This window comes from Enterococcus sp. DIV0213h, from assembly GCF_051711285.1.
GTDB classification, from domain to species: domain Bacteria; phylum Bacillota; class Bacilli; order Lactobacillales; family Enterococcaceae; genus Enterococcus_D; species Enterococcus_D casseliflavus.
The window spans coordinates 756,057-768,774 of sequence record NZ_JBIOMH010000001.1; the positions used below are offsets into that span (position 1 = coordinate 756,057).

Annotated in this window: 11 protein-coding genes; 9 read left to right on the plus strand and 2 right to left on the minus strand. The window is 45.2% G+C overall.

All coding sequences use genetic code 11. The features are described 5' to 3' along the window. Positions 1-184 precede the first annotated feature (184 nt). The 3 genes from IGI77_RS03510 to IGI77_RS03520 all read left to right on the plus strand — a co-directional run bounded on the left by IGI77_RS03510 (position 185) and on the right by IGI77_RS03520 (position 2,585). Positions 185-787, plus strand: coding sequence for a LysM peptidoglycan-binding domain-containing protein (locus IGI77_RS03510; protein ID WP_195961423.1), 603 nt, complete (start codon positions 185-187; stop codon positions 785-787). Between the two features lie 153 nt (positions 788-940). Beyond that, positions 941-1,642, plus strand: coding sequence for a glucosamine-6-phosphate deaminase (nagB, locus tag IGI77_RS03515; RefSeq protein ID WP_005225171.1), 702 nt, complete (start codon positions 941-943; stop codon positions 1,640-1,642). Between the two features lie 232 nt (positions 1,643-1,874). After that, complete coding sequence (locus tag IGI77_RS03520; protein WP_438769485.1) at positions 1,875-2,585, plus strand: MgtC/SapB family protein; 711 nt, start codon at positions 1,875-1,877, stop codon at positions 2,583-2,585. A 61-nt stretch (positions 2,586-2,646) separates the two neighbouring features. Here the strand turns inward: IGI77_RS03520 and IGI77_RS03525 are convergent, their stop codons facing one another. After that, complete coding sequence (locus tag IGI77_RS03525; protein WP_438769487.1) at positions 2,647-3,471, minus strand: DUF92 domain-containing protein; 825 nt, start codon at positions 3,469-3,471, stop codon at positions 2,647-2,649. A 136-nt stretch (positions 3,472-3,607) separates the two neighbouring features. Between IGI77_RS03525 and IGI77_RS03530 the strand changes: the two genes are divergently transcribed. The 6 genes from IGI77_RS03530 to IGI77_RS03555 all read left to right on the plus strand — a co-directional run bounded on the left by IGI77_RS03530 (position 3,608) and on the right by IGI77_RS03555 (position 11,690). Beyond that, a complete protein-coding gene (locus IGI77_RS03530) occupies positions 3,608-4,915 on the plus strand; it encodes an FAD-dependent oxidoreductase (protein WP_438769488.1) in 1,308 nt (435 codons plus the stop codon). Further along, a complete protein-coding gene (locus IGI77_RS03535) occupies positions 4,905-6,347 on the plus strand; it encodes a helix-turn-helix domain-containing protein (protein WP_015509062.1) in 1,443 nt (480 codons plus the stop codon). Before IGI77_RS03530 ends, IGI77_RS03535 begins: the two co-directional genes overlap by 11 nt. A 131-nt stretch (positions 6,348-6,478) precedes the next feature. Next, positions 6,479-7,999: a glycerol kinase GlpK gene (gene glpK, locus IGI77_RS03540; RefSeq protein WP_005225176.1), complete on the plus strand. Its 1,521-nt coding sequence runs from the start codon at positions 6,479-6,481 to the stop codon at positions 7,997-7,999. 3 nt (positions 8,000-8,002) lie between these two features. Continuing rightward, positions 8,003-9,832: a type 1 glycerol-3-phosphate oxidase gene (gene glpO / locus IGI77_RS03545; protein ID WP_142973618.1), complete on the plus strand. Its 1,830-nt coding sequence runs from the start codon at positions 8,003-8,005 to the stop codon at positions 9,830-9,832. Then, entirely contained in the window at positions 9,825-10,541 is a 717-nt protein-coding gene (locus tag IGI77_RS03550; protein WP_005225178.1) for an MIP/aquaporin family protein, read from the plus strand. The genes glpO and IGI77_RS03550 overlap by 8 nt, the downstream gene beginning before the upstream one ends. A gap of 90 nt (positions 10,542-10,631) precedes the next feature. Beyond that, a complete protein-coding gene (locus tag IGI77_RS03555) occupies positions 10,632-11,690 on the plus strand; it encodes an alpha/beta hydrolase (RefSeq protein ID WP_050759597.1) in 1,059 nt (352 codons plus the stop codon). Between the two features lie 59 nt (positions 11,691-11,749). Here IGI77_RS03555 and nrdF read toward each other — a convergent pair whose 3' ends face one another. Further along, entirely contained in the window at positions 11,750-12,715 is a 966-nt protein-coding gene (nrdF, locus tag IGI77_RS03560; protein ID WP_005225180.1) for a class 1b ribonucleoside-diphosphate reductase subunit beta, read from the minus strand. Between the last annotated feature and the right edge of the window lie 3 nt (positions 12,716-12,718).

Genomic DNA, 12,718 nt, shown 5'->3' on the forward strand with positions numbered 1-12,718 from the left:
AAGCACTCATCGAAAGGGATAACAATATTGTAAGTTTAGCATTTTTGAATAAAAATCCTGTAACTTTCTGTTTAACAATTGTGATAATGAAAAATATTTCTGAAACCTTCCTGCAATATTGTAATGTTATTCTCTTACTTGTGCCCGATAGCGGGACAAATAATTAAAAGAGAGGTTTTTTCATTTGAAAAAATTTGCATTTACAGTTGTTGCAGGATTTGGTTTATTCGTTGGCGGAACAGTTGTTTCAGCAGCAGAACAAACCCATGTTGTCAAACCAGGAGACACTCTATCTGGGATCGCTGCTACTTATCAAACAACGGTCGAAGACCTTTTAGCTTTAAATGATTCGATCGAAAATCCAAATATGATTTTTGATGGCGAAACATTGTTGGTTTCTAACGATGGCCAATCAGTAGAAAACAAAGAAACAAGTACGAAAGAAAGCACAGAAAAAAGTGAGTCTACAGCGACTGCTAACATGAGTCAAACTCGTTCAAGCGTTCCTGGTGCTGGTTCTGGTGTCTTGAATCCAGTGGATGGGATCAACTATTTCAATGGAGTGAGAGAATCGTACTACTCACAAAAAGTCTTGCCAGGAGGCGGATTGAATATCCCTGGTCGCCATGTAGCATCAGACGGAACCATCCGTGATGCCGATGGGTACATCGTTGTTGCCAGTGATAATCAACCGAAAGGATCGACTGGTCAATCATCTTTAGGTGCCTATAAAGTCTATGACACAGGTGTCGGTCATAGCGGTATTGATGTTTATACGAATTGGTAAGCAAGTAGAATACGAGTAGAGACGAGCGCACTTTAGAGCTCGTCTTTTTTTGATTGGCGAGAAAAAATCGTCATCTGGTCTAGACTAATTATTGTAATTAAACACAACCTGTGGTATTATTGGACTATACCAAATAGAAACGGAGCGCTGATCATGGAAATTATTCGCGTCAAAGATGCTGCTCAAGGCGGAAAGAAAGCTTTTGAATTGATTCAAGAAGGTATGGCAAATGGCGCCAAGGTGCTAGGTTTAGCAACAGGAAGCACGCCAGAGACCCTTTATGCAGAAATGACTGCCAGTGAAGTTGATTTTTCAGAAATGACTTCAGTCAACTTAGATGAATACGTAGGACTAGGCGGCGAAGACGAACAAAGCTATCGCTACTTCATGAATGCTCATTTATTCAATAAAAAACCATTCAAAGAAACCTTCGTACCAAACGGCAAAGCGGAAGACTTAGAAGCAGAATGCCAACGCTACGATAGCGTGATTGCGGATCACCCAGTTGATATCCAAATCTTGGGTATCGGTCAAAACGGACATATCGGCTTCAACGAACCTGGTGCATCTTTTGAAGGAACGACCTCAGTCGTTGATTTGACTGAATCGACCATCAATGCCAACAAACGCTACTTTGATAAAGTCGAAGACGTCCCAACGACGGCAATTTCAATGGGGATCGGTTCGATTATGCAAAGCAAAAAAATCATTTTGATGGCATTTGGCGAAGTCAAAGCGGATGCGATCCAAAAAATGATTGAAGGACCCGTAACCAACGAATTACCGGCTTCTGTTTTACAAAAGCATGATGACGTGATCGTGATCATCGATGAGGCTGCTGCCAGCAACCTGTAAAACAAAATCAGCCCTTTTCAGAAATAAGTCAGAAGGAAAAATGAGCCATCCTCGCAGCTTCCCCCTGCGCTTGTGCAGTAGCGCCAGCGCAGCTGCGAGCAATGGTTTGTAGCTTACTTGCTTATTTTCTGAGGGGGCTTTTTTTATTTGACTGATTCGGCGCTGTTTTTTTCTTTTTTTCATCAGAGATGCTATAGTTAAAAGAGAGAATACGAAGAAAAGAGGGATGCAAATGGTTGATATGCATTTATCCATTCCTGAAGTAGCGCTGAGATTGCTGCTGGCAATGATCATGGGAGGAGCGATTGGGTACGAGCGGCAATACAAAAGTCGACCAGCTGGTCTTAGAACCCATATCTTGGTTTGCATGGGAGCTTGTGTCATTGCCTTGATCCAAGTGGAGATCGCCACAGGTGCCATGCGAGATGCGCTGGATCATCCAGATTTAGCGGGCGTGATTCGTTCAGACGAAGCACGATTGATCGCACAAGTCGTCAGCGGGGTCGGTTTTCTAGGCGCTGGAACGATCATTGTGACGAAGCGCTCGGTGACGGGGTTGACGACGGCTGCTTCCTTATGGGCGATCGCAGGTTTAGGAATTGCCATCGGGATGGGCTTTTACACCATCGCATTAAGCAGTTTTATCGGGATCTTCTTTGCATTGACGATCGTTAAGCGGATCGTCCGCGTACCGACAGCAAAAAAATTAGAGATCCATTACATCCATCGCACCGAGACCAAAGAGTTTTTGACGGAGTACTTCCAAGAGAAAAATATCGTGATCGAAGATGTCAATTTTGATGTAAAATTTATGGAAGACTATCGCATTTATACCAACATTTATACGATTGATCTCCCCCGAGGGCTAGGCTTTTCTGAAGTGATCGAAGAATTGTCTGTCTACAAAAATGTCACGAAGATCCGCTTAGTGGATATTGCTTAATCGGTATTGAGTCAAAAAGCAGCAAGACACCTCACATTAGTGACGTGCTTTGCTGCTTTTTTTATGATGCGGTAGACATTTTTAAGTAAAAGAAACATACAGTCAAAATAACGATCACTATTGAACTCAGCAAATTGACCCCTTCATTCGTTACAAAGGAAAGACCGCCGACTTGCTTGGTGGCAACGTCGTGGTGGACTTTTTTTTCGGTGTATTGGTGACAGACAGGACATTGATAGCGCACCTGAATCGTTGCGCCCAGTAAGCTGTCCAAAAGACTACCGCCAAAGCCTAAAGCAGTCAAGGTCAACCAGAGATCAAAGGAGAACGGCTTGCCGTTCAACCATAAGGCTGCTGCGAATAAACCAGTGATGGAGAGACTCCCTGCTAGGGAAGCGGCAGTTCCCAACCAACTGACACCACCGGAAAGTCCCGGTGGTAATTTTTTTCCCGTTAGTAAGTGACGCGGTGGACTTGGACTCAGCACGCCGATTTCTGAGCCCCAAGTGTCAGCCGTACAGCTAGCGATTCCCGCTACAAATCCCCAAAGGAATAGCGGTTCTTTCGTCCAAAAGGCAAGCAGTAGAGCAAAGATGCTTGGTGTGATGTTCGCAAAGACTTGTTTTGCATCACGGCGAGCACCTTTGGCAAGCACAGCTAACTCTGGCTGACTGCGCATTTTCTTTAAAAGACCAATGATGCCAGAGCTGGCAAAGAAAAAGCCAATCAAAAAGATGCTGTACCACGGACCAAAGCCAATGACCAGTGTGCCGCAAAGAATCGCAGCCAGTGCGCCAGAAACAGTCAGCCACTGAAAGACGAATGCTGCCGCTGCAACGAATGTACTGGCAAACAATCCCAGCATGAATTGATAAAAGAAAACCATTTGAACACTCCTTTGCGTATAGTGTAGCATAGGTCTCATTTATTTTACCGCAGTTAACAAAAAAATAGTCAGCCTGATAGCTTTTTACTCGTCAAATGAGAGCGTTTCATTTAAGCTAAGGGAGAGAGGTGATCCAATGAAAATCATTATCATAGGCGGGTCCTTTGGGGGTGTCAGCTGCGCCCGTGAAGCACGCCGATTATACCCTGACGCAGAGATTTTATTGATAGAAAAAAAAGCCCATCTTGGGTTTGTTCCAAGCGGTTTGTTATTGCTGATCGAAGGCAGGATCGCATCGCTGGAAGAAGCATTCTTTTGTACGAAGGAGCAGCTGGAGGCAGAAACGATCGACGTTGCCTTAGAAGAAACGCTTCTGGAGATTTTTCCTTCGGATCATCGGATTCGAACGGATAAGCGAGAACTAAGTTATGATCGACTCGTCTTGGCAGCAGGCTCCAGTCAAGATTCCACTGTTTTGCCACAACCAGAAGAAGCACTACTGACCTACAAGGAATATGAGGCAGCCAAGCATTTCTTGCAGCAATTGCCCCAAGCAGAGTCGATTACCATCGTAGGTGCTGGTCAAGCGGGGATGGAAGCGGCGAATACCTTGACTGCGATCGGAAAAAAAGTCAGTGTGATCGAATCAATGTCATATCCTTTATTCAAGTACTTTGATCACGATTTTTTGCAGCCCTTTTTAACGGAGATCGAAAAAATCCCCAACTTGCAGCTGCATTGGTCCAAGCCAACTTTGGCAGTCGTTAAAACGGAAACAGGCTTTCGGATCGAAACCGCCGATCAAGGCTATGAAAGCGATCTGGTATTGACGACAGTCAACGTTCATCCTCGCTTGCCAGAGGCATTTGCGGTCTTTGAATTACACAGTGATCAAACCATCTGGACAGATGCCTACTTGGAAACTTCTGCCACGGATATTTTTGCGGTCGGCGATTTGATCCAAATTCCGAATGCTATTACGAAAGACACGGTCTATATGCCCTTAGTCAACAATGCTGTTCGCTCAGGAATCGCAGCAGCTCGCAATCTGGCAAGCAAAACCACCCCGTTTCGTGGCGGATTGCGGACAGTCGGTACGAAACTGTTTGGGTGGTACTTAGCAAGCACCGGCTTGACCGAGTCGGATCGGTTTTTCTTCGAATCTCCGATCGTCTGTCATGCGTTTACTGCCGCCAGTTCCTTGTTTGATCCAACACAGGTTCATGGAAAAGTGATGATCGAACAAGCCAGCGGCCGAATCGTTGGTGCGCAGCTTTTATCAAAAGCCAATATTTTGGAAAAAATCAATTTACTAGCGTTTGCGATCGAGCAGCAGGCAACGATGGAGGAGTTGACCCAAAAAGACTTTTTCTTCCATCCACGGTTCACTAATGTAATCGACGAAACTTTTCTACGGTCGGGAAGTGATGCCGATGAGACTTGATCAGTTATTAGAAAAAAAAGAAGCAAAGCAATTGCAGCTGCTCAAAAAGCTTTTACTGGTGGGCGGAAAAATGGAGCTGCACGAGCTGGCGAGCTATCTTGGCATCAGTAAGCCTTCCTTGGAAAAATATGTGGAGGAGTTGCAAGATGAGCTGGCTCACTACCAAGAGCAGTGTCAGTTGTATTATCGAAAAGGTGTCCTGGTCTTTGAAATGAGTCCCACTTTTTCCCTTAATCAAATCGAATGGGCGTTTTATCGTTCAGCATTGAAATTTCAAATCCTCGAGCATCTTTTGCAGCATCAAGAGGTGACCACTGTCCAGCTGGCACAAAAATTAGCGGTCAGCGAGTCATCCTTGTTTCGCAAAATCAAAGAGCTAAATGGCTTGCTAGCAGAATTCGAGTTAGAGATCTGGCAAGGAAAGCTGATTGGGGAAGAAACGCAAATTCGTTATTTCTATTTTGAACTCTTTTGGTATGTCCATTCTTTCGACAGTCAGCCGCTGCCGATCGATGAAAAATACGTCGGTCTGATCACACGAGGTCTGAACATGACCTTCACGAAAGAAGCCCAACAGCGCTTGTCCCTATGGCTGAGGATCATGAAGGCGCGACTGAAAATTGCTACTCAATCCTTTCAAGTCTTACGGGAGAAAATGGTACCCTACACGAAAGATCCTTTGTTTCAGCAATTACGGGAGTTGGTATTTCGTGGGTTTGGCCATTATGCATTAGAAGTCAGAGAAGAGGAGGCGATGCTGCACTTTGTCTTTTTACTGTCGTTCTCGGTGTTATCCGAACACGATCTGCAAGTGTATATGCTGCAGCGTTCTCGGTTTACACCAACTGCCTTGACGGATACCTTGATTTTGGAACATATTTTGCATCTCTACCGCCCATCGTTTGTTCCCCGTGAAATCGAAGCCACTTGTTATGGTCACCTGCTGCAGATCCACAGCCGCGTGTATTTTTTCAAAGGGGATGTGGAGGTTTTTGATCGAGAAAATATTTGGCAGTTAGAAGCGCAGCTATCCAGTCGTAACATCCAGCAAATCAGTCACGAACTATTGGATAAGGCTTTAGCAGAGCTTGATATCAAGCCATCTGATAAAAATAGTTTGTTGATGATGACGATGGTCAAATACTTGAGCGTGATCACGATCATCGATTATCAAATCAATCGGGAGTTTCGCGTCGGGATCGCTTTGAAAATGGATGAACTGTTTAAAGAAGCCCTCTACTACATGTGGCTGCTGTATCTCAAAAATTTGAATGGCGTAGTCGTGGAACGCTATCGCCCGGAACAAGAATATGATTTGATCTTGGCAAATTATGCTATCGAGACGAAAACACCGACTTATCGAATCAGTGAACTAGGTACCGCTTATGATCGGGAAACGATCAAAAAAATGATCCGCGAACGCTTTCAATAGTGGATTTCGTCAATTTCTTAGAAATTTGAAAAAAAATTGACGAACCACATAGCGAAAGTTCAGCTAAAATAAAAGCAAGTCAGAAAGCGCTAACAATAAAAGCGTATAAAAAACTAAAGGGAGCGAATCAAATGGCAGAAAAAAATTATGTAATGGCGATCGACCAAGGAACCACTAGTTCAAGAGCAATTATTTTTGATCGTAATGGGAAAAAAATCGGCAGTTCACAAAAAGAGTTTCCGCAATACTTCCCAAAATCGGGTTGGGTAGAACACAACGCCAACGAAATTTGGAACTCTGTCCAATCAGTCATCGCAGGGGCATTTATTGAATCAGGTATCCGACCAGAAGCAATCGCCGGCATCGGGATCACCAACCAGCGTGAAACGACAGTGGTTTGGGACAAAACGACAGGCCAGCCGATCGCAAATGCAATCGTTTGGCAATCCCGCCAATCTTCACCGATCGCTGACCAATTAAAAGCAGATGGCCATACAGAGATGATCCATGAAAAAACTGGGTTAGTCATTGATGCGTATTTCTCAGCGACCAAGGTGCGCTGGCTTTTAGACAATATCGAAGGGGCACAAGAAAAGGCGGATAATGGCGAGCTACTTTTCGGAACGATCGATTCATGGCTTGTGTGGAAACTGACAGATGGGCAAGTCCATGTCACCGATTACTCCAATGCTAGTCGGACGATGCTTTACAACATTCATAAATTAGAGTGGGATCAAGAAATCTTGGATCTTTTGAACATTCCAAGCTCGATGCTGCCAGAAGTCAAAAGCAACTCAGAAGTCTATGGTCACACCCGCAGCTACCATTTTTACGGCAGTGAAGTACCAATCGCTGGAATGGCTGGGGACCAACAAGCCGCCCTCTTTGGACAAATGGCCTTTGAAAAAGGCATGATCAAAAATACTTACGGCACTGGGGCATTTATCGTCATGAATACGGGAGAAGAACCACAATTGTCTGACAATGACCTACTGACGACCATCGGGTATGGCATCAACGGCAAAGTCTATTATGCCTTAGAAGGAAGTATCTTCGTTGCTGGATCAGCGATCCAATGGCTGCGGGACGGTCTACGAATGATCGAGTCTTCTCCGCAATCAGAAGAAATAGCTGCCAAAGCAAAAGGCGATAATGAAGTGTATGTGGTGCCTGCCTTTACTGGATTGGGTGCACCTTATTGGGATTCAGATGCAAGAGGAGCCGTCTTTGGCTTGACTCGTGGGACGACGAAGGAAGATTTTGTTCGGGCAACATTGCAAGCTGTTGCGTATCAATCAAAAGATGTCATCGACACGATGAAAAAAGATTCTGGCATCGATATCCCATTGCTGAAAGTCGATGGCGGTGCAGCCAAAAACGATCTATTGATGCAGTTCCAAGCGGACATTTTAGACATTGACGTGCAACGAGCTGCGAATCTGGAAACAACCGCATTAGGTGCAGCTTACTTGGCAGGGCTAGCGGTTGGCTTCTGGAAAGACTTGGATGAATTGAAATCAATGGCAGAAGAAGGGCAAATGTTTACACCAGAAATGCCAGCAGAAGAAAGAGACAATTTGTACGAAGGCTGGAAACAAGCGGTGGCAGCTACTCAGACCTTCAAATTCAAAGCGAAGAAAGAAGGCGAGTAAGCCATGACCTTTTCACATAAAGATCGGAAGCAAACCATTCAAGAAGCGGCAAAGACCACCTATGATGTATTGATCATCGGTGGTGGGATCACTGGCGCGGGGGTTGCTGTTCAAACCGCAGCCGCTGGGATGAAGACGGTTCTTTTGGAAATGCAGGATTTTGCCGAAGGAACGTCTTCGCGGTCCACCAAACTCGTTCATGGCGGTATTCGCTATTTGAAAACCTTTGACGTGGAAGTGGTCGCTGACACCGTGCGGGAGCGGGCGATCGTGCAGCAAATTGCTCCGCATATCCCGAAACCAGATCCAATGCTTTTGCCAATCTATGATGAACCAGGGGCAACCTTCTCCTTGTTTTCTGTCAAAGTGGCGATGGATCTTTATGATCGCTTAGCGAATGTGACAGGCAGTAAATACGAAAATTATCTGCTGACGAAAGAAGAGGTCTTAGAACGCGAACCTCAGCTGCAGGCGGAAAACTTAGTCGGTGGCGGTGTCTATCTTGATTTTCGCAACAACGATGCCCGCTTGGTGATCGAAAACATCAAACGAGCACAAGCCGATGGGGCAGCAATGATCAGTAAAGCCAAAGTCGTCGGCATCTTACATGATGAGCAAGGCATCATCAATGGGGTAGAAGTGGAGGATCAACTGACAAACGAGCGCTTTGAGGTTCACGCCAAAGTCGTGATCAACACGACAGGCCCTTGGTCAGACATCGTTCGTCAATTAGACAAGAATGATGAGTTGCCGCCACAAATGCGTCCGACGAAAGGTGTCCATTTAGTGGTCGATCGGGAAAAACTAAAAGTGCCGCAACCAACCTATTTTGATACTGGGAAAAATGATGGTCGGATGGTTTTCGTGGTACCAAGAGAAAATAAGACCTATTTTGGCACAACCGATACGGATTATACAGGCGATTTCGCCCATCCAACGGTCACGCAAGAAGATGTTGATTATCTACTGACCATCGTGAATGAACGCTTCCCTCACGCTCAGATCACCCTTAATGATATCGAAGCGAGCTGGGCAGGATTGCGTCCGTTGATTGTGAATAATGGCGGGTCTGATTACAATGGCGGCGGTAAAGGCAAACTATCGGATGAAAGCTTTGAGCAGATCGTTGAAAGCGTCAAAGAGTATCTTGAAGATGAGCGGCAGCGACCAGTCGTAGAAAAAGCCGTAAAACAAGCACAAGAACGAGTAGAAGCCAGCAAAGTGGATCCATCGCAAGTTTCTCGCGGCAGCAGTTTGGAACGCTCAAAAGACGGACTATTGACGTTGGCAGGGGGAAAAATCACCGATTATCGCTTGATGGCGGAAGGAGCAGTCAAACGGATCAATGAATTGCTCCAAGAAAGCGGTGCATCCTTCGAGTTGGTGGATTCAACCACGTACCCAGTTTCTGGTGGTGAGCTTGATGCAGCCAATGTAGAGGAAGACTTAGCGAAGCTGGCTGACCAAGCGCAAGCCGCTGGATTCGATGAAGCCGCTGCAACGTATTTGGCTCATCTTTATGGGTCGAATCTTCCCCAAGTGTTGAACTACAAGACGAAGTTTGAGGGCTTAGATGAAAAAGAAAGTACGGCCTTGAACTATTCCTTGCATGAAGAAATGGTTCTGACGCCTGTCGATTATCTATTGCGTCGGACCAACCATATCCTATTTATGCGAGACACCTTAGATGAAGTCAAAGCCGGTGTCGTTGCAGCTATGACCGACTTCTTTGGCTGGAGCGAGGAAGAAAAAGCAGCCCATGTAGCAGAATTGAACCAAGTGATCGCAGAATCAGATTTAACAGCCTTAAAAGGAGGAAAAAAAGATGAATGAAACAACCCAGATCTTTAGTGAATTTCTAGGAACGGCTATTTTGGTTTTGTTAGGGGATGGTGTGTGTGCGGCTGTCAATCTGAAAAAGAGTAAAGCAGAAGCCTCTGGCTGGATCGTGATCGCAATGGGCTGGGCGACAGCGGTAACGATTGCCGTTTACGTTTCAGGGTACATGGGACCTGCTCACTTGAATCCAGCCGTTACATTAGGCATGGCGATGACGGGGAATTTTTCTTGGAGCTTGGCTGTACCGTTTATGCTGGCACAAATTGCTGGTGCGATCGTAGGGGCGATCCTCGTTTGGCTCAACTACTTGCCATTATGGGATGAAACAAAAGACCAAGGCGCGATTTTAGGCACCTTTGCAACAGGGCCTGCGGTTCGTAATTTAGTATCGAATACCATCACTGAAGTGATTGGAACCTTTGTCTTAGTCTTTGGCTTATTGGCTTTTGGTGCCAATACCTTTACGGATGGATTAAATCCCATCGTCGTTGGGATCTTGATCTTAGCGATCGGGCTGTCGCTTGGTGGACCAACAGGCTATGCCATCAACCCGGCACGGGACTTAGGACCACGGATCGCTCACCAAATCTTGCCAATCAAAAACAAAGGGACTTCCGATTGGGGCTATGCGTTAGTACCAATCATCGGTCCAATGATCGGGGCAGCGATCGCTGCTGGTTTGTTTATGATGTTGCCATTATAAACGATGTTATTTTAAGGATGATGCCTATTGGTATCATCCTTTTTTAATCTTTAGCGATTGTCATTGAATTTGCTAAAAAAACATGGTTAAATGAAAAAGCTGAAACAGAAAGAAGGAAGGAGCTTTTACTTGAAAAAAATTCTGCGCTTTTTCATGTGGGTGGCGATTGTCCTGATCGGACTCTTAGCTGCCGTTTTTCTGGCTTTTCAACTCTCCCCACGACCGGGGGCTTTTTTGATCGGTCATCTGTTTAACCAAGAAGTGACCATCAAGGATGAGGCAGCTTATCAAAAAAGTTTGCCGAATGTGACGGTCAAACAGGACTTGACGTATCAATCGGATTATCAACGTAGTACCTTTGATCTATATTATCCCAAAGAGGCACAAGAAGGCCCTGTTCCAGTCATTTTTTGGGTCCATGGGGGCGGCTATGTCGGCGGAGACAAAGAAGGGGTCAAAGAGTTTGCGACCTATGTCGTCGATGAAACCAAAGCCGCTGTGATTTCGATTAATTATGAATGGGCACCAAGTCTGCATTATCCTGGACAGGTCAAACAATTAGCCCAAGCGGTAGACTCGATCAAAGCAGATGCCCAAGCATACCCCATGCTGGATTTCGATCAACTCTTCTTCGGCGGGGATTCTGCAGGAGCCCAAATCGCTGGGCAATATGTGGCTCTGCAAACCAATCCAGCGTATGCGAAGGAAATGTCCTTTGATCAAGACATTCCTGCATCGGCCCTGAAAGGGTTTATTTCCTATTGCGGACCGCTTGATTTGAAGCAGATCGCTGGGACTTCTTCAGATGATCGCTTTATGAAATTCTTTGTCAAAACGGTGGCTTGGTCGTTATTAGGCAAAAAAGAATGGCAAGATAGTCCCCAACTGCAGGAGATCTCACTGGTGGATAAATTGACGGCTGATTTTCCACCAACGTATATCACGGATGGCAATGCCTATTCCTTTGAAGACCAAGGCATTGCCTTTGCCAACCAGCTGCAAGCTCTTGATATTCCCGTGACGAGTCGCTTTTACAAAGGGGATTCGGAAACGGTGACCCACGAATACCAATTTGATTATAGCTTGCCCCAAGCACAGGCCTGTTTGACAGAAACGTTGACCTTTATCAAAGACCAGTTGGCTCACTAAAAAACACCTTGTTTCTCACCCTCAATTGGCGAGAAACAAGGTGTTTATTTGTCAGCAGATCAATCAAGTCCGATGAAGTAGTCATCGTCTTTCATCGCTTCCACGGAACCAAGCAGATACCCGTTCCCAACTTGTGAGAAGAAGTCGTGGTTGCTGGTACCAGTTGAAATACCGTTCATGACGATTGGATTGACATCGTTGGCGGTATCTGGGAAAAGCGGGTCTTGACCTAGATTCATCAAAGCCTTATTGGCATTGTAACGCAAGAAGGTTTTGACTTCTTCGGTCCAGCCGATCTCATCGTATAATTCTTCGGTATAACGCTCTTCATTTTCATACAACTCATACAACAAGTCGTACATCCAGTCTTTCAGCTTTTGCTGTTCGTCTTCTGGTAATTCGTTGAAACCTAATTGGAATTTGTAGCCGATATACGTGCCGTGAACGGATTCGTCACGAATGATCAATTTGATGATCTCCGCTACGTTCGCTAGTTTGTTATTGCCTAAGTAGTAAAGGGGTGTATAGAAACCTGAATAGAATAAGAAGGTCTCTAGAAATACACTGGCGATTTTTTTCTCTAGCGGTGTGCCATTTTTGTAGATCTCATTGATTCGTTCGGCTTTCTTTTGCAAATATGGATTGGTGTTGGTCCATTCAAAAATATCAGCGATCTCCGCTTTTGTATTCAGGGTGCTGAAAATCGATGAATAGCTTTTTGCATGGACAGATTCCATAAATTGGATGTTGTTCAAGACCGCTTCTTCATGTGGGGTGCGGACATCTTTACGCAGTTGATCCATACCGCTTTCTGATTGAACGGTATCTAATAAAGTCAAGCCGCCAAAGACGTAGCCCACCGTTGTTTTTTCTAATGGAGATAGCGTCCGCCAGTCATCAAGGTCATTTGATAAAGGGATCCGCGTATCTAACCAGAATTGTTCTGTTAATTTTTCCCAAGTGGATTTATCGATGATATCTTCGATCTCATTCCAGTTGATTGCTTCATAGTAAGTCTTACCCATAGT